The organism is Streptomyces sp. LUP47B, assembly GCF_001746295.1.
Lineage (GTDB): Bacteria > Actinomycetota > Actinomycetes > Streptomycetales > Streptomycetaceae > Streptomyces.
This window is the reverse complement of the sequence record NZ_MJAH01000004.1, coordinates 159,652-182,190: the sequence shown is the minus strand read 5'-3', so window position 1 is coordinate 182,190 and position 22,539 is coordinate 159,652. Positions and strand designations below refer to the sequence as shown.

The 22,539-nt window shown below is 69.6% G+C and carries 18 protein-coding genes and 1 pseudogene; 9 read left to right on the top strand and 10 right to left on the bottom strand.

The window, feature by feature from the left end; genetic code table 11:
• The first annotated feature begins 71 nt into the window (after positions 1–71).
• Together BFN33_RS14430 and BFN33_RS51920 are read left to right on the top strand one after the other, a co-directional pair.
• Positions 72–905: an NAD(P)H-binding protein gene (locus BFN33_RS14430; RefSeq protein ID WP_069760424.1), complete on the top strand. Its 834-nt coding sequence runs from the start codon at positions 72–74 to the stop codon at positions 903–905.
• Position 906: 1 nt separating this feature from the next.
• Positions 907–1,062, top strand: a complete 156-nt coding sequence (locus BFN33_RS51920; RefSeq protein WP_176742387.1) for a hypothetical protein — start codon at positions 907–909, stop codon at positions 1,060–1,062.
• A 12-nt stretch (positions 1,063–1,074) separates the two neighbouring features.
• Here BFN33_RS51920 and BFN33_RS14425 read toward each other — a convergent pair whose 3' ends face one another.
• The 4 genes from BFN33_RS14425 to BFN33_RS14415 all read right to left on the bottom strand — a co-directional run bounded on the left by BFN33_RS14425 (position 1,075) and on the right by BFN33_RS14415 (position 4,393).
• Positions 1,075–1,752, bottom strand: a complete 678-nt coding sequence (locus BFN33_RS14425) for a GntR family transcriptional regulator (RefSeq protein ID WP_069760423.1) — start codon at positions 1,750–1,752, stop codon at positions 1,075–1,077.
• Positions 1,753–1,871: 119 nt separating this feature from the next.
• The gene (locus BFN33_RS14420) at positions 1,872–2,810 is read right to left on the bottom strand and encodes a beta-ketoacyl-ACP synthase III (RefSeq protein ID WP_069760422.1); all 939 of its coding nucleotides are present in this window, start codon (positions 2,808–2,810) and stop codon (positions 1,872–1,874) included.
• A 145-nt stretch (positions 2,811–2,955) separates the two neighbouring features.
• Positions 2,956–3,093 (bottom strand): hypothetical protein, encoded by a 138-nt coding sequence (locus tag BFN33_RS53155; protein ID WP_176742386.1) that lies wholly within the window; start codon positions 3,091–3,093, stop codon positions 2,956–2,958.
• Positions 3,059–4,393 carry an OFA family MFS transporter gene (locus tag BFN33_RS14415; protein WP_069760421.1) on the bottom strand — a complete coding sequence of 445 codons (1,335 nt, stop codon included), beginning with the start codon at positions 4,391–4,393 and terminating at the stop codon, positions 3,059–3,061. Before BFN33_RS14415 ends, BFN33_RS53155 begins: the two co-directional genes overlap by 35 nt.
• A 192-nt stretch (positions 4,394–4,585) precedes the next feature.
• Between BFN33_RS14415 and BFN33_RS51915 the strand changes: the two are divergent.
• Both BFN33_RS51915 and fdhD read left to right on the top strand, forming a co-directional pair.
• Positions 4,586–4,705, top strand: a pseudogene (locus BFN33_RS51915) (Fe-S-binding domain-containing protein); the annotation flags it as partial.
• Between the two features lie 7 nt (positions 4,706–4,712).
• The gene (fdhD, locus tag BFN33_RS14410) at positions 4,713–5,564 is read left to right on the top strand and encodes a formate dehydrogenase accessory sulfurtransferase FdhD (RefSeq protein ID WP_069760420.1); all 852 of its coding nucleotides are present in this window, start codon (positions 4,713–4,715) and stop codon (positions 5,562–5,564) included.
• Positions 5,565–5,580: 16 nt separating this feature from the next.
• Here the strand turns inward: fdhD and BFN33_RS14405 are convergent, their stop codons facing one another.
• Positions 5,581–6,108: an isochorismatase family protein gene (locus BFN33_RS14405; RefSeq protein WP_069760419.1), complete on the bottom strand. Its 528-nt coding sequence runs from the start codon at positions 6,106–6,108 to the stop codon at positions 5,581–5,583.
• A gap of 19 nt (positions 6,109–6,127) precedes the next feature.
• Positions 6,128–6,565, bottom strand: a complete 438-nt coding sequence (locus BFN33_RS14400) for a MarR family winged helix-turn-helix transcriptional regulator (protein WP_069760418.1) — start codon at positions 6,563–6,565, stop codon at positions 6,128–6,130.
• Between the two features lie 89 nt (positions 6,566–6,654).
• On the opposite strand from BFN33_RS14400, the gene BFN33_RS14395 reads away from it, so the two are divergent.
• From BFN33_RS14395 to BFN33_RS14385, 3 genes are all read left to right on the top strand, one after another.
• Positions 6,655–7,572, top strand: coding sequence for a zinc-binding dehydrogenase (locus tag BFN33_RS14395; protein ID WP_069760417.1), 918 nt, complete (start codon positions 6,655–6,657; stop codon positions 7,570–7,572).
• 104 nt (positions 7,573–7,676) lie between these two features.
• Complete coding sequence (locus BFN33_RS14390; RefSeq protein WP_069760416.1) at positions 7,677–9,554, top strand: sialidase family protein; 1,878 nt, start codon at positions 7,677–7,679, stop codon at positions 9,552–9,554.
• Positions 9,555–9,565: 11 nt separating this feature from the next.
• Positions 9,566–10,792 (top strand): DUF4185 domain-containing protein, encoded by a 1,227-nt coding sequence (locus tag BFN33_RS14385; protein ID WP_069760415.1) that lies wholly within the window; start codon positions 9,566–9,568, stop codon positions 10,790–10,792.
• On the opposite strand, the gene BFN33_RS14380 is transcribed toward BFN33_RS14385, so the two are convergent.
• Complete coding sequence (locus BFN33_RS14380) at positions 10,728–11,753, bottom strand: bile acid:sodium symporter family protein (RefSeq protein WP_069760731.1); 1,026 nt, start codon at positions 11,751–11,753, stop codon at positions 10,728–10,730. The two genes, BFN33_RS14385 and BFN33_RS14380, sit on opposite strands and share 65 nt — an antisense overlap.
• A gap of 182 nt (positions 11,754–11,935) precedes the next feature.
• Here BFN33_RS14380 and BFN33_RS14375 point away from each other — a divergent pair, with 182 nt between their 5' ends.
• Positions 11,936–12,799 carry a LysR substrate-binding domain-containing protein gene (locus tag BFN33_RS14375; protein WP_069760414.1) on the top strand — a complete coding sequence of 288 codons (864 nt, stop codon included), beginning with the start codon at positions 11,936–11,938 and terminating at the stop codon, positions 12,797–12,799.
• Positions 12,800–13,132: 333 nt separating this feature from the next.
• Positions 13,133–14,959: a long-chain fatty acid--CoA ligase gene (locus BFN33_RS14370; protein WP_069760413.1), complete on the top strand. Its 1,827-nt coding sequence runs from the start codon at positions 13,133–13,135 to the stop codon at positions 14,957–14,959.
• 30 nt (positions 14,960–14,989) lie between these two features.
• Here the strand turns inward: BFN33_RS14370 and BFN33_RS14365 are convergent, their stop codons facing one another.
• Genes BFN33_RS14365 through BFN33_RS49750 form a run of 3 tightly spaced genes read right to left on the bottom strand, consistent with a single transcriptional unit; the run spans position 14,990 to position 22,532 of the window.
• Entirely contained in the window at positions 14,990–17,020 is a 2,031-nt protein-coding gene (locus tag BFN33_RS14365) for a PQQ-dependent sugar dehydrogenase (protein ID WP_069760412.1), read from the bottom strand.
• Positions 17,021–17,031: 11 nt separating this feature from the next.
• Entirely contained in the window at positions 17,032–19,299 is a 2,268-nt protein-coding gene (locus BFN33_RS14360) for an alpha-galactosidase (RefSeq protein WP_069760411.1), read from the bottom strand.
• Complete coding sequence (locus tag BFN33_RS49750) at positions 19,296–22,532, bottom strand: glycosyl hydrolase family 28 protein (protein ID WP_256122755.1); 3,237 nt, start codon at positions 22,530–22,532, stop codon at positions 19,296–19,298. The genes BFN33_RS14360 and BFN33_RS49750 overlap by 4 nt, the downstream gene beginning before the upstream one ends.
• Positions 22,533–22,539 lie beyond the last annotated feature (7 nt).

Genomic DNA, 22,539 nt, shown 5'->3' with positions numbered 1-22,539 from the left:
GGACAAAGACCTGTCGCACTCTGGTGTCCCGGCACCCGGCCGCGCAGGATGGGCGCGAGGGAGGGGTGTACATGTTTCTGGTGACGGGTGCGACGGGGAACGTGGGGGCCGAGCTCGTGCGTGCGCTGGCGGAGTCCGGCGAGCGGGTGCGGGCGGTCAGCCGGTCCGGGCGCAGCGAGGGGTTACCGGCCGGGGTGGAGGCCGTGGCGGGGGATCTGAACCGGCCCGAGACCGTGCGGGCCGCCCTGGACGGCGTGCGCGGGCTGTTCCTGATGCCCGGGTACGGCGGCCAGCGGCAGATCCTGGCGGACGCGCGGGCCGCGGGGGTGCGTCGCGTGGTCCTGCTCTCCGGCCTGTCTGCGGGTACCGGCGACAGGGACAACGCGGTCGCCGGCTATCTGCTGGACGCGGAGGACGCCGTACGGGACTCGGGACTCGCATGGACGTTCGTCCGCCCGACGAGCTTCATGACCAACGCGCTGCGGCTCGCGGACCAGATCCGCGAGGGTGACACGGTTCGGGTGCCCTTCCCGGACGCGCGGACCACGGACATCGACCCGTACGACATCGCGCAGGTCGCGCTCCGAGCCCTGCTGTCCGACGAGTTCGCGGGCCGCGTTCTCGAAGTCACCGGCCCCGAGGCGCTGTTGCCCGCCGACCGGGTCCGGATCCTTGGCTCGGCGCTGGGCCGGGACCTGCGTGCCGTGGGACTGGAGCACGAGGAGACACGCGCGGAGATGGAAGCGGCCGGCGTGCCGAAACCGTACGTCGACGCCTTCTTCGCCTTCTTCGTCGACGGCACCCTGGACGAGTCGGTGATGCTGCCCACGGTGCAGCAGATCACGGGACGACCGCCACGCACCTTCGCCCGATGGGCCCGGGACCACACGGACGCGTTCCGATGAGGTGACCACGCTGCCGGCAAGCGGGTACGACGTCCGCTTCATCGTAGACGGCACCCTGGACGAGTCGGTGATGCTGCCCACGGTGCAGCAGATCACGGGACGACCGCCACGCGCCTTCGCCCGATGGGCCCGGGACCACGCGGACGCGTTCCGGTGAGGTGTGGGGTGACTACGGGCGTCGGCGTGCGTGGTACGACGTTCGCGTGTGCTCGGTGTGTTCCCGCATCAGTTCGGTGGCCCGCCGCTGGTCGCGGTCGGCGATCGCGGCGATCAGCTCACGGTGCTCGATCCAGGACTGCCGACCGCGCTGCCGGGCGATCGGCGTGTAGTACCAGCGCACCCGGCGATCCACCTGCCCCGCCAACTCCGCCAGAACCGCATTGCCCGCCAACTCCATGACCATCGCATGCAGTCGGGCATTCAAAGCCACCGCGGCGTCCACGTCGTCCGCGGCGACCGCACTCTCACCCTGCGCACACAACTCCTCCAGCACGGCGACACCGGCACTGCCCGCGTTCACCGCCGCCAACCGCGCAGCCTCCGCCTCCAACAACGTCCGCACCGTCAGAAGCTGATCAGCCTCCTCATCCGTCGGCTCATGCACGAACGCACCCTGAGCAGGCCGCAGATCCACCCAACCCTCAGTGTTCAACCGCTGCAAAGCCTCACGCACCGGCTGCCGCGACACCCCCAGATGCCCCGCCAACTCACTCTCCACCAAATGCTGACCCGGCTGCAGCGCACGCGTCGTGATCAGTTCGAGCAACGCCTCATACACGCGATCGCGCAGCGGACCCGGACGCTCGAGCTTCGGCACGGCTCCCTGCGGCAGACCTGTCGACAACATCGCGGTCCCCCTCCTCGACGGCGGACACCCCGGACACCCCTACCAGTTGCCTTTTGTCTACAGTCTACGGCGCACAGCAGCCAGGTAAACCGCGAATCGACCTCGTCACATCCCGCATGTCACGGGCAGCGGACGACCTGCCCCGCGTACGACAGGTTGCCGCCGAACCCGAAGAGAAGCACCGGGTCCCCGGTGGAGATCTCGCCCTGCTCGACCAGTTTGGAGAACGCGAGCGGAATACTGGCCGCCGACGTGTTCCCGGACTCCGTGACATCACGGGCCACCACGGCGTTGACCGCGCCGATCTTCTCCGCGAGCGGCTCGATGATCCGCAGGTTCGCCTGGTGCAGCACGACCGCGGCGAGGTCCTCGGGGGTGAGCCCCGCACGCTCGCAGGCCTGCCGGGCCAGCGCCGGAAGCTTGGTGGTCGCCCAGCGGTAGACGCTCTGCCCTTCCTGCGCGAACCGCGCCGGCTCACCCTCGATCCGCACGGCGTGCCCCATCTCGGGCACCGATCCCCACAGCACGGGAGAGATGCCGGGCACGTCGGTCCCCTCGACGACCGCCGCCCCCGCCCCGTCGCCGACGAGCACGCAGGTGGTGCGGTCGCTCCAGTCGGTCACCGCCGACATCTTGTCGGCGCCGATGACCAGCGCCCGGGTCGCCGCACCGGCCCGGACGGTGTGGTCCGCGGTGGCCAGCGCGTGGGTGAAGCCGGCGCACACCACGTTGACGTCCATCGCGGCCGGCGAGGGGATGCCGAGCCGGGCCGCGACCCGGGCGGCCATGTTCGGGGACCGGTCGACGGCGGTCGATGTGGCGACCAGGACCAGGTCGATGTCGGCGGGGGCGAGCCCGGCCGAGGCCAGCGCCTTGGCGGCGGCGTGCGAGGCGAGCTCGTCGACCGGCTCGTCGGGACCGGCGATGTGGCGGGTCCTGATCCCGACCCGGGACCTGATCCACTCGTCGCTGGTGTCGACCAGGCCCGCCAGTTCCTCGTTGGTGAGTACCTTGGCGGGCTGGTAGTGGCCGACTGCGGCGATCCGCGAGCCGTTCATGGAGGGTCCCCTCGTTGCCTTGGGTTGGGATCCTCCAGTCTGATCAGTGACCCACGGGTACGAGGGCACGTAAGGCCACAGGAAACGGGCGCCCGAGTTGTCGGCTTCCCTCACACCCTCGGACGCCCGAACACCTACCGAACAGTCACCCGGTGAACAGCTGCGTCGCTTTCTGAACGAGTTCGTAGAGCCCGTAGGCGAGCGGCGCGCCGACCCACACCCAGGCCAGGGCGATCAGCGGGCGCCGGTCAGGCGGACTCTGGCTGCTGTCGGACTGCGACATCGGCGGCCTCCCTCGGTGCGGGAATGTGGTGGCGGGCACTGACGGGGCGGACCAGTTCGTTGGCGACGAAGCCGACGACGAGCAGCCCGATCATGATCACGAACGACAGGCCGTAGAGGGCGGACCCGCTCTTGCCCGCGTCCTCCTGCCGGTCGGCGATCCAGTTCACGATCAGCGGTCCGAGAACGCCGGCGGTGGACCAGGCGGTGAGCAGCCGGCCATGGATGGCGCCGACCTGGTAGGCGCCGAAGAGGTCCTTCAGGTAGGCGGGGATCGTCGCGAAGCCGCCGCCGTAGAAGGACAGGATCACCAGCGCGCACAGGATGAACAGTGGCTTGGAGGAGTCACCGAACAGGGCGATGAGCCCGTACATCACGGCGCCCACGCCCAGGTAGACGCGGTAGATGTTCTTCCGTCCGATCAGGTCGGACGTCGACGACCAGCCGATCCGGCCGGCCATGTTGGCCGCCGACAGCAGCGCGACGAAGCCGGCCGCGGCCGACGCCGAGACCGGGGTCGACGTCTCCTTGAAGAAGTCCGTGATCATCGGCGCGGCCTTCTCCAGGATGCCGATGCCCGCGGTCACGTTCATGCACAGCACGACCCACAGACACCAGAACTGGGGCGTGCGCACGGCGTTGCGGGCCGAGACCTGCGGTCCTTCGAAGGCGCTGGGCGCGCTCTCGACCGGCTTCTCGCTGCGCGGCACGCGCACCAGCAGGACTCCGAGGAGCATGAAGACGGCGTACGACAGCCCGTGCACGAGGAACGCCAGGGCGATCCCGGAGCTGTCGGAGCCGAAGGACTGCAGCATCTGCGCCGACCAGGGCGAGGCGATGAGCGCGCCGCCGCCGAAGCCCATGATGGCGATGCCGGTGGCCATGCCGGGCCGGTCGGGGAACCACTTGATCAGCGTGGATACCGGGGAGATGTAGCCGATGCCGAGGCCGATGCCGCCGACGAAGCCGTAGCCGAGGACTATCAGCCAGTACTGCTCGGTGGCCGCGCCCAGCGCGGAGATCAGGAAGCCGGACGAGAAGCAGATCAGCGCCACCGTCATCGCCCAGCGCGGCCCGTTGCGCTCGACGAGCGTGCCGCCGAACGCGGCGGACAGGCCGAGCATCACGATGCCGAGCTGGAAGGGCAGTGCGCTCTGCGTGCCGCTGAGACCGAGCGAGGACTCGAGCGGCGGCTTGAACACGGACCATGCGTACGCCTGGCCGATGGAGAGATGGACCGAGAGAGCGGCCGGGGGGACGAGCCAGCGGCTCCAACCCGGGGGCGCGACAGGGGGACTCATGATCCCGGACGGTAGGAACAAAGAAGCTGGTTGAAAAGGCGGCGCGTCGACCGTATGCGATGAGCGGTATCCCGGACGCGACGAACGGTCGAACCGGCCGGTTTCCCGAGCGGCCCGGGTCGTGGCTTCGGCGCCCGGATCACCGTAGTCGGACTTCGACAGGCGAGCCGCGGGTACCTGAGGCGAGGCCCGCTCCATGTGCAGGACAATGGGGTCATGAAGGTCACCACCCCGCACGAGCCCACGGTGACCCAGAGCAACCTCTGCAACAAGGGCCGTTTCGGCTACCAGCACGTACAGAACCGGGACTGAGACACATATGGGACGAGTCACGGAACGACGCAAGGTGATCCGCATCCGCGACGGGGCGATCTCCTCCCGCCCCGACACCCTGGTCACCGAGGAACCGCTGGAGATCCGCCTCAACGGCAAACCCCTCGCCATCACCATGCGCACCCCCGGCGACGACTTCGCCCTCGCCGCCGGCTTCCTCGTCAGCGAAGGCGTCCTCACCCAGCACGACGACCTCCAGAACATCGTCTACTGCGCCGGAGCCACCACAGACGGCACCAACACCTACAACGTCGTCGACGTCACCACCACCCCCGGCCTCCCCATCCCCGACATCACCCTCGAACGCAACGTCTACACCACCTCCTCCTGCGGCCTGTGCGGCAAAGCCAGCCTCGACGCCGTACGCACCACCACCCGCTGGCCCATCAACGACACACCCCCACTCCGCATCGACCCCGACCTCCTCACCAGCCTCCCCGACCGACTCCGCGCCGCCCAACGCGTCTTCGACCGCACCGGCGGCCTGCACGCCGCCGCCCTGTTCACCGAACACGGCGAACTCCTCGACATACGCGAAGACGTCGGCCGCCACAACGCCGTCGACAAACTCATCGGCCGCGCCCTGCAGAACGCCAACCTCCCCCTGTCCCGCGTGATCCTCCTCGTCTCCGGCCGCGCCTCCTTCGAACTGGCACAGAAGGCCGTGATGGCAGGCATCCCCGTCCTGGCCGCCGTGTCCGCACCCTCGTCACTGGCAGTGGACCTGGCCACGGAAACCGGCCTCACCCTGGTCGGCTTCCTCCGCGGCCCCTCCATGAACGTGTACGCGGGAGAACACCGACTCACCCTGGAAGCCACAACGGCCACCCAGGGCTGACCACTGGTCCGAGCGTTCAGCCCGCCAGGAAGCGCACCTGGTCCGCCGTCGCCACCGTGCCCAGGCGCGGGAAGTCGAGCCGTGCCGAGGCGTCGTGCTCGGCGGCGGTGAAGGCGGCCATGGCGTCCTCCACGAAGACGAGGTCGTAGCCGAGGTCGAGGGCGGCGCGGGCGGTGGACTCGACGCCGAGGTTGGTGGCGATCCCACCGAACACCAGCGTGGTGACGCCGAGTTCACGAAGGCGCGCGTCCAGGTCCGTGCCCTGGAAGGCGCCGATGGTCCGCTTCACGATCTCGATGTCGCCGTGGCGGGCGAGGCCGGGCATCAGCCCGCTGCCGGGTGGCTGGACGGGGACCCCGGGCCGCTCGACGCGCACGAGCACGACGGGTGCGCCGGCGCCGCGGAAGGCGGCCGCCAACTTCTCGGCGGCGGCGAGGACTTCGGTGCCTTTGCGGGGTTCAAGGGGCAGCGCGACGATCCGGTCCATCAGATCGACGAGTACGAGGGCGCTGCGCGCGGGGTCGAGTGCGAGGGGTCCGGTCATGACGGAACGTTATCCGTCATCAGCCCTGCGTACCGGAGATCCGGATCAACAGTTTCATGAACTGGGCGCGTTCGGCCGCTGAGAGAGGGGCCAGCAGCTCGTCGTTGGCCTCGCGGGCCGCCTTCTCGCAGCGTTTCAGCAGCCGTGCCCCCTCGTCCGTGAGGGACACCGCGTTCTTGCGGCGGTCCGTGGGGTCCGGTTCGCGCAGGACGAGCCCCGCGGACTGGAGGTCGTTCAGGATGCCGACCAGGTCCTTGGGGTCGAGCCGCACCCCGCGGCCGAGGTCGGCCTGGGCGACGGGGGCGAGGTCACGGACGGCGGAGAGCACCACGTGGTGCCACATCTTCATGCCTTCGGCGGCCAGCGCCTCGGCCACCAGGGCCCGGCCGCGGGCGGCGGCGCGGCCGAGGAGCCAGCTGGGGAGGGAGCGGATCGCGGGCAGGGGTGCTTCGGCCATGCGGCCAGCCTAGCCACTATTCATTGGACTTCCCAACGATCGTCCACGTATCGTTGGGACCACCAATGAATTCAGGGGAGGCCGGGTCGATGCGTCGCGTCCGTTACGAGTCCATGGGTGGTCCGCTGTTCCTGGAGGAGGCGCCGGTCCCCGAGCCGGGCCCCGGAGAGCTCCTCGTGCGCTGCGAGGCGGTGGGCGTGACCCTCCCGGTCGTCCGCAAGGTCACCGAGGCCGCGGAGCCGGTGCCGCTCGGGGGCGAGCTCGCCGGTGCGGTGGTGGCCGTCGGCGCCGGGATCACCCGCTTCCGCCCCGGCGAACGCGTCACGGGCCTGTGCTTCGGCCACGGTTACGCCGACTTCGCGCTGCTGCACGAGGCCATGGCCTCCCCGATCCCCGACGGCGCCTCGGCGACCGACGCGGTCGCGCTGGTCCGCAGCGGGCTGGTCGCGCTCGGCGCGCTGGAGGCGGCGCACCCCGAGCCGGGAGAGACCGCGCTGATCACGGCGGCGGCGAGCGGGGTCGGCCACCTCGCCGTGCAGCTCGCGCGGGCCCGGGGCGCCTCCCGTGTGGTGGGCGCCGTCTCCGACCCCGCCAAGACGGACTTCGTGCGCTCGCTGGGCGCCGACGCCACCACCCTGTACAGGGACGGCAGTTGGGGTGATGCCGTCGACTACGTCCTCGACGCGGTCGGCGGCGAACTGCTCACCCTGGCGCTCGCCGCCCTGGCCCCGGGCGGCCGACTGGTGGCGTACAGCTCGGGCGGCGGGACGATCCGGGCGTACGACCTTCTCGTCGGCGCCAAGTCCGTGACGGGGTTCCAGATGGCGCGGATCGCCCGTGAGCGGCCGGAGTTGTACGAGCGGTGGCGGCGGGAGCTGTGGCGGATGTTCCTGGAGGGCGAGCTCCGGCCGGTCGTGCACGGGGACTTCGCCCTGGAGGACGCGGCACGGGCGCACGAGGTGATCGAGTCGCGGCGCAACCTCGGAAAAGTCGTACTCCATCCGTGACGGGACACGCGCACGGTTCTTGTGGGGCGCAAGGTGCGGAACTACCGTCCGTGAACCGAAGGTCATATTTACGGATGTATAACCATGAAAGGCCAGGTTCGTCCGTGCCGTCGAGTCGCGCAGGTCCGAGATCCTTCCTGACCGCCGTGTCCACCGCAGCCGTATCCGCCACCGCCGCGCTGCTCGCCCTGCCGAACCCCGCTCAGGCACAACCTCCCTCCGCCGTACCGGGTTTCGAGCAGCAGATCCTCTTCAGGGCGGACCGGGACCCCGGTTATGCCTGCTTCCGCATCCCGGCGATCGTCCGGACCACCGGCGGCACCCTTCTCGCGTTCGCCGAGGGCCGGGTCCTCAACTGCGGTGACGCCGCCGACATCGACATCGTCCTCAAGCGCTCCACGGACGGCGGCCGCACCTGGGGTCCGCTCCAGGTGGTCAGCGAGGGCGCGGGCGACACCCATGGCAATCCGGCCCCGGTCGTGGACCGCGGGACGGGCCGGGTCCTGCTGGCCGAGACGTACAACACGGGCCGTACGGACAGCGGGAACTGCCAGGTGCCCTGCGACCGCGTCCCGCACCTCCAGTACAGCGACGACGACGGCCTCACGTGGTCCGCGTCCCGCGACCTGGGCGAGGAGATCCTGCCCGCGCGGTGGAACTCCTGGTACGCCACGGGTCCCGTGCACGGCATCCAGCTCAGCCACGGACTCCACGCCGGGCGGCTGGTGTTCGGGGTCAACGCCGAGACGTGGGACGGCAGTCGGGTCACCGCCGACCATGCGGCGCTCATCGTGAGCGACGACGGCGGCGAGCACTGGAGGGTCGGCGCCACCGACTCCTGGCCGGTCGCCGCCGACGGCAGCTTCCGGCAGAAGCCCTCCGAGGTGACGCTCACCGAGCGCACCGACGGCTCCCTCCTCGTCAGCGGCCGCGAACAGGACGGCAGCGACCTCGGCCACCGCACCCAGGCCGTCAGCCTCGACGGCGGTGACAGCTTCACCTCGCCGTTCGGGGCCCTCCCGGACCTGTACGCACCGCAGGTGCAGTGCGCCACCCTCGACCTCGGCGAGCGCATCCTGCTGTCCTGCCCGGGGGACCCCGACCGCCGCCGCACGATGATGATCCGCTCCTCCTACGACGGCGGCCGCACCTGGGACACCGTCGACCGCGGCACGGTCGTCACCGCGGACTGGTCCGGCTACTCCGACCTGGCGCCGGTCGACGAGGACACGGTGGGCCTGCTGTACGAGGGCGGGGCGGCCGACGCGCGCGACGAGATCCGCTTCGCCCGCTTCACCGAGGACTGGCTGACCCCGCGCCGCGGCCCCGACCCGACCACCCCCGACCTCGCGCCCCTGGCCCCGCGCGCTGCGGTGCTCGGCGGCGCCCACGAGACGGCCGGGGTCATCGGCGGCGCCCTGGAGTTCGACGGCGCCGACGACGCCGTACGGCTGCCCTATCGCGAGGAACTCCCCCTCGGGACAAAGGACTTCACCGCGTCACTGTGGTTCCGGTACACGGCCACGACCGGGGAGCAGCCGCTGCTGTGGATGGGCGGTGTCGGCATCGGACAGCCGCAGGTCTGGCTGCGCGGGGAGCCCGCGAGCGGCCGGGTGCGCGGGCTGATCACCGTGCGGGCGGGCGCGAGGACCGTACGGACGGCGTTCGTGAGCACGAGCGGCGCGTACAACGACGGGCGGTGGCATCGGCTGGCCCTGCGCCGGGGCGGCGGCCGGCTCACGCTCTTCGTCGACGGCAGGGCGACCGGCACTCCGGACGTGCCGGGCTCGGTCAGCCGCAACTCGCCGTTCGGCGTGCACATCGGGCAGCGCATGGACGGACGGGCCCACTTCACCGGCGCGATCGACGAGGTCCGGGTCTGGGACCGGGCCCTGACCGACGAGGAGATCACCGGCCCGCACGCCACCGCGGGGCGCACCGTCCTGTGGCTGCCCATGGACCAGGTGAGCGACAGCCGCTAACGTCGCGAACCGTGCCCGAGGACGCACGAGCACGACAGCGAAGGGGCACCGGCGTCGGTCTGCTGCTGGCGCTGGTGCTCGGAGCCGTGCTGATCACCGCTCTTCCGGACGGCGACGGGCGGGACGCCGGCGACTGCACACCGCGCACCGTCGGCTCCTGGTCGGCGGACGACCGGCTCACCGCCGAGTTCGCCCGCTACGGCGACGACGCCGGCCGCGGCGACGACTGGACCGGCGGTGACGGCACCCACTCGGTGCGGCTGCCCGACGGACGGCTGCTGTGGCTGTTCTCCGACACCTACCTCGGTCAGGTGTACGGCCCGCCCAACCCGTTCGGCGAGCCGCACGCCTGGCGCGACACCACCGCTCCCCTGGTGCGCAACTCGGCGGTGCTGATGCGCGACGGCCGCCTGGAGGCCACCCTCCCCGCGCCCCTGTTCCCGGACCCCGGCCCGAACCAGTGGCGCTGGCCGGTCGCGGCCCGCGTCGAACCCCGCTCTCCCGGCTCGGACGAACAGGTCGTCCGGGTCCTGCTGTGGGTGCGCACAGCCGGCCAGTACCCCTGGATCTACGGCGTCCCGACCGCCACCGAGGTCGCCACGCTCTCGCTGCCCGACCTGCGCGTCGAGTCGATCACCAAGGTCCGCGACGAGCAGCGGGTCGAGGACCCGTCCCGGCGGGTGCTGTTCGGCACGACGCTGGTCGAGGACGGGGAGTGGACGTACGTCTTCGGGGGCGACGACGGTCAGGCCGCGTCCCGGTCCGCGTCGTCGGCGTACGTGGCCCGGGTGCCGGAGGGCGGGCTCGCCGAGCCGGGCGCCTGGGAGTACTGGGACGGCTCGGCCTGGACGACCGGCGCCCGCCCGCGCCGGGTGCTCGGGGACGGACGGCGCACCGGGGTGGGCAGCGCCTTCTCCGTCGTACGGCAGGACGGGACGTACGTGCTGTTCACCATGGCCGCGGGGACGAAGGGGCTCGCCGCCGTGACCTCGTACTGGGCCTGCTCGCCCACCGGGCCGTGGCACGGTCCGGAGAAGGACTTCACCCCGCCCCTGCCCGCGGGCCGGGTCGCCGCCTACAACCCGCAGGCGCACCTCGAACTCAGCGGCGGGGGGCGGCTGGTGCTCAGCTACGACGTCAACTGGCTGGAGACGGCGGCCGCTTCGGCACAGCTCAACCGGAACGTGTCGCTGTACCGACCGAGGTTCGTGACGCTGCGGCTGACTCCGGCGCGCTGACCCCCGCGGTCTCCGCCGGGACGGGGTCGTGGGAGCGGCGCTTGGCGATCACCGCGCAGACCATCAGCTGCATCTGGTGGAAGAGCATCAGCGGCAGCACGGCGAGGGAGGCGTGCGCGCCGAACAGGACGCTGGCCATGGGCAGGCCGGAGGCGAGGGACTTCTTCGAGCCCGCGAACTGGATGGCGATGCGGTCCTCACGGCCGAAGCGGAGCCCCTTGGCGCCGTACCAGGTCAGGGTGAGCATCAGGGCGAGCAGGACCCCTTCGACGATCAGCAGACCGCCGAGCCTGAGCGGGCTCACCTGGTGCCAGATGCCCTGGACCATGCCCTCGCTGAACGCGGTGTAGACGACCAGCAGAATCGACCCGCGGTCGACGAGGCCGAGGACCTTCTTGTGCCGGGTGATGAACCCGCCGATCCAGCGGCGCGTCAGCTGTCCCGCCAGGAACGGCACGAGCAGCTGGAGCACGATCTCCAGGAGCGAGTCGGCCGAGAAGCCCCCGCCGCTGCTGCCGAGCAGGGCGGCCGCGAGGAGCGGCGTGATGACGATGCCCACCAGCGAGGAGAAGGAGCCGGCGCAGATCGCGGCGGGCACGTTGCCGCGGGCCATCGAGGTGAAGGCGATCGAGGACTGGATGGTGGAGGGGACCAGGGTGAGGAAGAGCAGGCCCTGGTAGAGCGGGTCCGTCAGGAAGACCGGGACGAGTCCGCGGGCGGCCAGGCCCAGCAGCGGGAAGATCACGAACGTACAGGCGAGGACCGTGACGTGCAGCCGCCAGTGCTTGAGTCCGTCCAGGGCCTCACGGGTGGAGAGGCGGGCGCCGTAGAGGAAGAAGAGGAAGGCGATCGCCGCCGTGGAGGCTCCGGAGGCCACGTCCGCGGAGGTCCCGCGTGCCGGTACGAGGGCCGCGAGGCCCACCGTGCCGAGCAACAACAGGATGTACGGGTCGACCGGCATCCAGGCCGGCCACTTCAGGCGCTTCACGGTGCTCCACTTACTCGTGTTCGACGGCGGTACGGGGTCATGACGGGTGCCTCCCACAGGACGGAGGGTCCCCCTCCATCGTCCTCTTCCACCCCTTGATCGGGAATCCCGCATACCACTCTGACTGTCATCGCGTTCCGCGATAACCTGCCGCCATGTACGACCCGTCGCAGTTGCGTACGTTCCTGGCGGTGGCGCAGACCCTGAGCTTCACCCAGGCCGCCCGGCGGCTGGGGCTGCGCCAGTCGACCGTCAGCCAGCATGTACGGCGGCTCGAGGACGCCGCCGGGCGGCAGCTGTTCACCCGGGACACCCACTCCGTGGAGCTGACGGAGGACGGTGAGGCGATGCTGGGGTTCGCGCGCCGGATCCTGGAGGTGCACGACCAGGCCACCGCGTTCTTCACCGGCACCCGGCTGCGGGGGCGGCTGCGGTTCGGGGCGTCGGAGGACTTCGTGCTGACGCGGCTGCCGGAGATCCTCGAGGGATTCCGGTACGACCATCCCGAGGTGGATCTGGAGCTGACGGTCGAGCTGTCGGGCACGCTGCACGAGCAGCTGGCCGCCGGGAAGCTGGACCTCGTGCTCGCCAAGCGGCGGCCGGAGGATCCCCGGGGTGAGCTGGTGTGGCACGACCGGCTGGTGTGGATCGGGGCGGAACGGCTGCGCCCGGACGCGGACCGGCCGGTGCCGCTGATCGTGTATCCGCCGCCGGGGATCACCCGGACCTTGGCCCTGGAGGCGCTGGAGCGGCAGGGACGCGAGTGGCGGATCGTGTGCACGAGCGGGAGTCTGAACGGGCTGATCGCGGCGGCGCGGGCCGGTTTGGGAGTGATGGCGCACTCCCGGGGGCTGGTCCCGCCGGGGCTGGTGCGGATGCCGGACCGCTTCGGACTGCCCGAGCTCGGGCGGGTGGACTTCGTCCTGGTGCACGGTCGCCGGCGTACGGCCGCTCAGGGGGCGGCGGACGCGCTCGCCGCCGCGATTCTGGCAGGTGGGGACCGGTTGCACCGGCAGTGACGGCCGTATCGGCATGCCTCGGGGCGGAGTGACGAATTCCGGGTCGGCGACGCTGACAGTAGTGAGCACGGCAGCTCGTGAATAATCGTTTCACCAAGGCCGCGAGCCGTAGTCGCCTCGTACAGATTCGGTGGAGATTACGGCTCAGAACCTTACTCAACCGTCAGTTTTCTGTCCGACCCTTCCCCATGTGAGCGTATTTTCCAGTACTGACCAGGCCATACGTGAGCACGGCTCGGCTTCGGCCCCTCTCCCGCCGGATGTCTGGGTGGGGTAGCTTTCACGGCGCTGTGCGGAGCGTCACTGAGCGCCAGGGAGAGCGGGGAGCGGGGTTTGCGCGAGTTCACCAACCCTCCGTTGGCGTTGGCACCCCCGGTGGGAGGACTGGCCGACGTCGTCTTCGAGCATGCCCAGAACGACCCGCTCCACATCGCCCTCGGCCGCAAGGACGAGAACGGACAGTGGCGGGACGTGACGTCCGCGGAGTTCCGCGACGAGGTCATGGCCCTCGCCAAGGGATTGCTTGCCCAGGGCATCCGCTTCGGTGACCGGGTCGCGATCATGTCCCGCACCCGCTACGAGTGGACCCTGTTCGACTTCGCGCTGTGGACGATCGGCGCGCAGGTGGTCCCGGTCTACCCGACCTCCTCCGCCGAGCAGTGCTTCTGGGCGCTGTACGACTCCGAGTGCACGGCCGCGATCGTGGAGCACGAGGACCACGCGATGACGATCGCCACGGTCATCGACCGGCTGCCGCGGCTGCACCGGCTGTGGCAGCTGGACTCCGGAGCGGTGCAGGAGCTGTACGACGCCGGCGCGGCCGTCGAGGACGAGGTGGTGCACCGCCACCGGCAGGCCGTGACCCCCGACTCGGTCGCGACGATCATCTACACCTCGGGCACCACCGGCCGGCCCAAGGGCTGTGTGATCAGCCACGGCAACTTCATGTACGAGTCGGACACCATGATCGAGCGCTGGGAGCCGGTGTTCCACTCCAAGAAGGGCGACGAGGCGGCGACCCTGCTGTTCCTGCCGCTCGCCCACGTCTTCGGGCGGATGGTGCAGGTGGCCGCGTTCCGTGGCCGGGTCCGCTTCGGCCACCAGCCGCAGATGAACGCGGCCGCCCTGCTGCCCGACCTCGCCGCGTTCAAGCCGACGTTCTTCCTCGGGGTGCCGTACATCTTCGAGAAGGTCTTCAACGCCTCCCGCCGCAAGGCCGAGAAGGAGGGCAAGGCCGGTCCGTTCGAAAAGGCCGTCGACGTGGCGGTGAAGTACGCGGACGCCATGGAGGCCAAGGCCTGGGGGATCGGGCCCGGTCCGTCGGCGGGGCTGCGGATGCAGCACCAGCTATTCGACAAGCTCGTCTACTCCAAGATGCGGGCGGCCATGGGCGGCCGCATCAAGCAGGCCATGACCGGCGGTTCGGCCATGGACCGCAAGCTGGGACTGTTCTTCGCCGGCGCGGGCGTGCACATCTACGAGGGGTACGGCCTCACCGAGACGACGGCGGCGGCGACCGCCAACCCTCCCGAGCGCACCCGCTACGGCACGGTCGGCCAGCCCATCCCCGGCATGACCGTGCACATCGCGGACGACGGCGAGATCTGGCTGTACGGCGCCAACGTCTTCCAGGGCTATCTCAACAACGAGAAGGCCACCGACGAGACCCTGCACGACGGCTGGCTCGCCACCGGGGACCTCGGCTCCCTCGACGAGGACGGCTATCTGACCATCACCGGCCGCAAGAAGGAGATCCTCGTCACCTCCGGTGGCAAGAGCGTCTCCCCCGGGGTGCTGGAGGAGCGGGTGCGCGACCATCCGCTGGTCTCCCAGTGCATCGTCGTGGGCAACGACCGCCCCTACATCGCCGCCCTCGTCACCCTCGACCAGGAGGCCGTCGAACACTGGCTGGGGATGCGCGACAAGCCGCGGATGTCCCCGGCCCAGCTGGTGCGGGACGCCGACCTGGAGACCGAGGTGCGGCGGGCGGTGGTCGCCGCCAACACCCTGGTCTCGCAGGCCGAGTCGATCCGCACGTTCCGTATCCTCGCCCAGCCCTTCACCGAGGAGCACGGGCTGCTGACCCCGTCGCTGAAGCTGAAGCGCAAGGCAATCGAGACGGCGTACGCGGACGAGGTCGAGGCGCTGTACCGGGCCTGACGCTCGCCCGCGTCACGGACTGACGGCCCGTCAGCTGATCGTCACGCGGAAGATCTTGTCCGATCCGTCCGCCGCTCCTCCGTTGTTGTCGCAGTTGGTGGTCGACAGCCACAGCTGGTCGGCGCCCGGCACCTTGGTGACCGTGCGCAGCCGGCCGTAGGTGCCCACGTAGTACGCGGTCGGCGTTCCGACGCTCTCGTTGTCGCCGTTGATCGGGATCCGCCACAGCCGCTCGCCGCGCAGGGAGGCCATGTAGACGACGTTGCGTACGATCGCGATGCCGCTCGGCGATGCCTCCGAGACGTTCCAGGTGGCCTTCGGGTTGGTCATCCCCGCGGTGGAGCAGGTGCCTTCGCAGGTCGGCCAGCCGTAGTTGGCGCCGGGCTTGATCAGGTTCAGTTCGTCCTTGGAGCTGTTGCCGAACTCCGCTTCCCACAGGCGGCCGTTGCGGTCGAAGGCGAGGCCCTGCGGGTTGCGGTGGCCGAGGGAGTACACGTAGTTCCCGAAGGGGTTGCCGGGGGCCGGTTTCCCGTCCGTCGTCATGCGCAGGATCTTGCCGTTGAGGGAGTCCTTGTCCTGGGCGAGGTCGGGTGTCTGGGCCTCGCCGGTGGAGACGTAGAGGTAGCCGTCGGGGCCGAAGGCGAGGCGTCCGCCGTTGTGGTAGCGGTTCTTCTTGATGCCTTGGAGCAGGACCTTGTAGTCGCTCAGCGTGGTCCCGTCGTACGTCATGCGGACCACGCGGTTGCCCTCGGACGCGGTGTGCATGAAGTAGACGTAGTGGTTGGTCTCCCACTTCGGGTCGACGGCGACGCCGAGCAGTCCGCCCTCGCCGTTGGTGGTCACGGCGTTCGGGACGGTGCCGACCTGTGTCTTCGTGCCGTCCTTGGTGACCTTCCAGACCCGGAAGTCGTCCCGCTCGGTGACCAGCGCGCTCTTGCCGTCGGGCAGCCAGAAGATCCCCCAGGGGATGGTCCAGCCGGAGGAGAGGCCGGCGACGGAGGAGGGGACGCCGCCGTCGGTGGCACAGGCCTTGGTGGTGAAGGTGACCGTATTGCTCGGCTGGCTGACGTTGTCGGCCGCGTCACGAGCGACGACGTTCAGGCTGTACGGGCTGTTGCAGGCGAGCCCGGTCAGCGTGGTCGAGGTGCCGGAGGTGACGGACTTGTAGACGGTGGTGTCACTGCGCACGTCGTAGCCGGCGACCGCCCGGTTGTCGGTGGATGCTCCCCAGCTCAGTGCGGCGCTGTTCGCCGTGACGTCCGCCGCGGACAGGGTGCCGGGTTTCGTCGGCGGGTTGGTGTCGGAGCCGGCCTTGGTGGTGCAGTCGACGACGGGGCTCGCCGGGGACGTGTTGCCGGCCGCGTCACGGGCGATGACGGTGAGGTTGTAGGTGGTACCGGGAGTGAGGCCGGTGAGCGCCTTGCCGGTCGAACCGCCGGGCGCCTCACCGATCTTGTTGCCGTGCTCGTAGAGGTCGTAGGCCGTCACGCCCACGTTGTCGGTGGAGGCGCCCCAGGCCAGCGTGAGCCCGTCCTCACCGATGTCGGAGCAACTGGGCTGCCCGGGACGGCTCGGGGCCTGGGAGTCGGCGGCCGCGCCGACGCCGATGCGGTCGAGGTTGGGGCCTCCGGCGGCGGTGGTGGCGGTCGCGCGGATCTTGCCGGAGCCCGCGGTGAGCGGGACGTCGACGGTCCTGGTGGCCCAGGTGTTCCAGTCGGCGGTGGCCGGGAAGGAGACGGCCGACGCGACGACCGTGCCGTTCACGGAGATGTCCATGGGCCGGTCGGTCGCGGTCCCGTTGGCGTAGCGGAAGGTGAGGGCCGTTGAGCCCGCGGAGGCGGCACTGACGGTGAACTCCACATAGGAGCCCTTGACGTTGGTGTAGTCGACGAAGCCGGTGCCCGTGTAGCCGGTGTGGTTGGTGGCCACCGTGCCCTGCACGACGGTCGCGTCCTCCGCCTGGTAGTCGGTGGCCGCGAGCGCGGTGGCCTGGCTCAGGCCGGCGAGGGGCAGCGCGAGGGCCGCGGCGAGGCCGTAGGGCAGAACTCTTTTGATTTTCACGGATGTTCCCTTCAGCCCGTGTACTGGGTGAAGACCTTGAGGTAGTCGTACGGCTGCTGCGTCACACCGCTGCAGGAGTCGCCGTCGGCGCCCGAGCCGCAGGGGCGGTCGCGGTTGACGGACCAGTAGGTGAGGCGCCCGATGTGGTGCTGCTGGGCGTAGGCGAGCATGGTCTTGAAGTCGGTGACGCGGACGCGTTCACCGGAGTCGTCGGTCGTGCCGTTCATCGACGACAGCCCGATGTGGGCGTAGGCGGTGGCGTCGCTGTAGCCGTACGCCGACTTGACCCGCGCCTTGAGTCCCTCCATGGCCTGCGTGGTGAGGGTGCCCATGTTCGTGGTGCCGCCGCCGAAGTCGAACGGCATGATGCACCAGACGTCGTTGGCCAGACCGGAGTTCGCGGCCCGCTTGATCATGTCGACCCCGGTGGAGTCGGGGCCGCTGGTGGTGGTGCCGAAGGTGATGACGGTCTTCAGGCCGGGGTTGTTCGCCTTGACCGTCTTCAGGGCGTCGACCACGCGCTGCCGCACCGTGGCGTTCGACCACTCGGTGTTCTCGATGTCGATGTCGAGGGCCTTCAGCTTGTAGGCGTTGATCACCTTCTGGTAGGCGCCGGCGAGCGCCGAGGCGCTGGAGCACTTCTCGCCGAGCTTGTTCCCGCTCCAGCCGCCGACGGAGACCATGACGTCACCGCCGGCGGATCTGATCGCGTCGATCCTCGACTGGTCGGTCCCGCCGGTCAGCGGGCGCGAGCCGTCCCACTTCGGGTTGCAGCCGCCGTCGGAGAGGATGAACGCGAGGGTGAACCACTTGACGCCGGTCGCCGACATCACCGATGTGGGGTTCTGCGGGTTGCCCCAGCCGAGGTACTCGTACGGGGCGACGGCCATGCCCGGTGCAGCGGCCGCGGTCTTCAGGGAGTTGACGGGCTTCACGCGGATCAGCCGGGTCTCGCCGGGCCGCAGGGTCGCGCTGTAGGAGTCGGCGATCGCACCCTTGTGGGAGCCGGACCACAGGTCCGTGACGTCACCGGAGCCGGTGAAGCCGACCTGGGACCAGTCCACGGCGACCGTCGCGTTGCCGGACGTACCGGTGTTGAACAGGGCCACCACGTACTGGCCGTCGCTCTCCTTCTTGCTCCAGACCTGCTTGACCCCGCTGTTCACGATCCGCTTGGCGGCGACGCCGTCCTGGTCGACCCCGATGAGCCGGTCGTTCGTCAGCATCGCCTTGTCGACCGGGTCGAGGTCGGTCAGGTCGGTGCCGAGCAGCAGGGGTGAGGCGGCCATCGCCCAGAGGGTGAAGTGGGAGCGGCGCTGGTCGGCGGTGAGGCCCACCCGGTCGCCGTTGCCGATCTCCAGGGAGTCGAGGTCGTTCCAGCCGCCCGGGCCCGCGTGCGGCTGCCAGGAGGCCGCCGAGTTGAAGCGGGAGGAGACGTGCGACCAGTCGGTGAGCGGATAGCCGCTGCCGTTGGAGCCGGGGCCGCAGTAGCACTCCACGTCGCCCTGGGTGCGCCAGCTGTTCGCCAGCTTCTTCCAGGTGGAGGCGTCCGCGATCGGAAGGTTGTTGGAGAGCGCGAAGTTGATGGGCCGTCCGGAGGCACGCAGCGCCTTGTCCCAGGCCTGGACGTCGGGAATGTCCTGGCTGCCCACCCCGTCGATCTTCAGGTAGTCGACTCCCCAGGAGGCGAACTGCCGCGCCCAGGAGTTCACGAACTCCTGCGCACCAGGCTTCCCGTAGTCGATGTAGTACATGTTCTTGCAGTTGTAGTTCTTCTCCGTCTTCGAGGTGTCCGCGATGTCCTTCGCGTGGTACGACGTCCCCTCGATCGGCGTGTTCTTGGTGACGGCGTTCTTGGCGATGCCGGGCGTCACGTAGAAGCCGAACTTCAGGCCCTTGGAGTGGATGTAGTCGGCCAGCGCCTTGATGCCGGACGGGAACTTGGCACTGTCCACGGCCCAGCGGCCGTAGGAGTCGACGACGAAACCGTTGGAGTCGCACTTCTGCCAGAAGTCGTCGAGGTTGATGTAGACGAAGCCGTGGTTCTTCAGGCCGCCGGCGACGAGCGCGTCGGCCTGGGCCTTGAGCTTCGCCTCGGTCGGCGAGCGGCGGACGAAGCTCCAGCTGCTCCAGCCCATCGCGGGCCGGACCGACTGGCCGTTGTCGGAGGCGGCCGCCGGGCGGGCGGCGGCCAGCAGCGGGATCGCCGAGGCGATCAGCAGCCCGACCAGAGCCACGACCAGTGATCTGACGCGTGTGACGGAGGTGATCCGTGTCATGACTGTCCCCTCTTCGCGGGAGTCGCGTACGAGGTCCCGATCCATGCCTCGTCGATCCGCAGGCGCTGGTAGCGGGTCGTGTCGGTGGAGGCGGCCCAGGTGGAGTCGACCTCGAGGCGGACGTAGCGGGCGTTGGCCGCGGTCAGGTCGATGCCCTGGATGCCGCGGCGGCTCGGCAACTGGCCGGACTTCACCGGGCTGCCCCAGGTCGAGCCGTCGGCGCTCAGGTACACCTTGTAGTCCTTGATCCGCGCCGACTGCTCGGTGTCGGAGCGGGCGTAGGCGACGGAGTCCTCGCGCTGGTTGAGGCCGAGGTACTGGACCTTCTTCGAGCTGCCGAGGTCGAAGGTGAGGCTCACCGGGAGCGTCTTGTTGCTGTCCCAGTAGGTGCGGTAGTCACCGTCACCGGCGGCCGAGCCCGAGTGACCGCTCGCCGAGGCGCTCGCGCTCACCTTGACGCCGGTGAGGATGCCTTGGCGCCCGGTCGTGGTGACCTTGAACACCGTGTCGTACGGGTCCCAGGAACCGAGGCCGGTGAGGGTGAGTACGCCGCCCGACTGCGACCACGAAACCGCCGCTCCGGTACGGAGGTTGGTGACGGACGCGATGCGGTAGCCGTTGTCGCGGATGCGCAGGGTGCTGGTGCTCGGTGGGGTCAGGACATGGACGTACTGGCGGTTCGGGTCGGTCTTGGCGATCGTGGTCACGCCGTGCGCGCCGTCGTTCCAGAAGCCCGGCTTGAGGCCGCCGTACATGTAGCCGCCACCCTCGGTGCCGTGCAGGGACTCCCAGATGGGGGCGAGGTAGGAGTTCGCGAAGTTGTTGAAGTCGGCCTGGTTGGCCGGGAACTTGCCGTTGACCTGGGCGGTCTCGGCCATCAGCGCCTTCACGGACGAGCCCACGTTGGTGACGAGACGGCCGAGGGTGAGCATCTTGTCGACCGACGGGTCGGTGCCGCCGTACCACCAGGCGCCGGTGGAGGGAAGCTTGAAGTCGGCTTCGGTGAGGCGGGGTTGGGCCGTGTAGACCGCCTGCGGGTAGTCGTACCCGGGCGTCATCCCCGTCTTCTGCTCATTGCTGATCATGTCCATGATCGGCGTGTCTTCGTTGTTGTTGCTGATCGTGTAGTTGGGACGCTTCTCGTAGATCTGCTGGTAGAGGTCGTGGCTCTCCCAGTAGGCGTTGTCGTTGTCGATCCAGAAGCCGCCGAGGTCGGGATAGCGGTTCATGACCTCGAAGAAGTTGTCGTAACTGAACTGTCCGAAGCCGTCGTTGGTGGTCAGGTCGACGTTCTTGCCCTTGTAGGCGGAGTAGGCGGCCGAGTCGAGCCACTCGTGGCCGCCCTCGTCGTGCCACTGGGGGTCGTTGGTCATGTAGAGGATGACCTTCAGCCCCTTGGCCTTCGCTGCGGTGACCAGTTCACCCAGGAAGTCCCGCTTGGTGGAGCAGGAGCCGGGGATCTGCGACGGCCAGGCGCGGGCGTAGCCCAGGCGGCTGTGGAAGGAGGCGAGGACGAGGTACTGCGTGTGCAGCTTCTGGGCCTCCTTCACCCAGTAGTCGGCGTTCCAGCCTCCGTTCGTGACGTCGTCCTCCCAGGCGGTGCAGCTGGTGTGGGCGGGCGCGGTGCGCAGACCCCAGTGCAGGAACAGTCCGCCCACCGAGGCGCGGAGGAAGTCCTGGCGGGGGTTGTCCAGGTCGAGGGGTTTGACCGCCGTACCGCAGTCCTGGCTTCCCGAGACGCGCAGGGCACCACCGGACGTGCTGTGACTGTCTGCCAGGCAGGCGCCGGTGACGTCCTGGAAGCCCACGTCGAACGGGGAGTCGCTGCCCTTCTGGGCGGTGAACCGGGTGAGCCGGACGCCGTCGGCCGCGTTGGCGATGAACGCGGGCCGGCCGTCGTCCGAGGCGAACTTCACCGAGCTGTCGGTGAACTGGACGTTGTCGGCGTTGTGCAGGTACCAGCCGTAGGCGGGCCGGGTGCCGATGGTCTTGGGGTTGTAGTCGGTCGAATCGTTGCTCGGTACGCCCGTGGACATGGTGCCGTTGCCACCGGGGACCGTGATGTTGACGTTGGTGAACGTCACGCCCCTGATGCGGTGGCCGGTCTCGCCCCACAGTGTCGGGCTGAAGGACGGGCTGCTGCCGGTGGCCGTGATGTTGTCGTACGTGATGTCGCTGATCGATCCGACACCGGGGCTGTTGCCGCATCGCTTTCGGGTGCCGATCTTCTGCATGATCGGCGAGTGGACGTTCGTCATCGTGATGTCGCGGTAGTGGACGTCGGAGATCTTCGCGCCGTCCATGGACACCATGCCGAGGCCGGACTTGTCGGCACCGTCGATACGGATGTTCTCGAACCGGTAGTCCGAGAAGTCGCCGCAGGTTTCCGAGCCGAACATGAGGGCGTTGCAGCAACGGGCCGACAGGAAGCTGTCGTTGACGCGGACGTGGCCGTTGGGGAGCTTGGCGCCGAGGGCGTAGTCGCTCTTGAAGACCAGGGCGTCGTCGTTGGCCCTGATGTTCGCGTTCGTCACCGTGACGTTCGTCGTGGAGATGATGTTCCAGCCGTCGCGGTCACTCGCGGTGTCGATCGTCAGGTGGTCCGACGTCACGTTCTTGCAGCCGTTGATGAGCGCCGCGAAGTGGCCGCCGCGGCGGAGGGTGAGGCCGTCGCCGATCGTGAGTCCGTCGCACCGGGTCAGGGAGATGATCTTGTCGGCCTCGCCGGACTTCGGGTTGCCGGTGATCAGGTTGCCCATGCCGTCGATGACTCCCTGGCCGACGAAGCCGATGTCGGTCAGCTTGTCGCCGTAGATCATCGCGTTGTGGAAGTGGCTGTGGCCGTAGTCCTGGTAGTCGTCGTACGGGTTGGACTCGGCCTTGTCGTAGGTGTCGGCGCTGGAGCCCTGGAGGGTGGCGCCCTTGTCGAGCCGGAGCGTCACATGGCTCTTCATGTGGATGGTGTTCTTCGCCTTGTAGTCACCGGGCGGGAAGCGGACGACTCCGCCGCCCGCCGCCGAACTCGCCGCGGTGATCGCCTTGTTGACGGCGGGGGTGTCGTTGGCGGAGCCGTCCCCCTTGGCGCCGTAGTCGCGTACGTCGAAGACGGTGGCGGCTCGGGGTGACTCCTGCGGGGTGGCCGGGGCCGCCGGGTGGCTGAGTCCGAGGACGACGGCGACGACGAAGAGGACGATGGCCGCCGCTCGGGAGCGTGGGGCAGTGGGGGGTTTCAAGGTGACG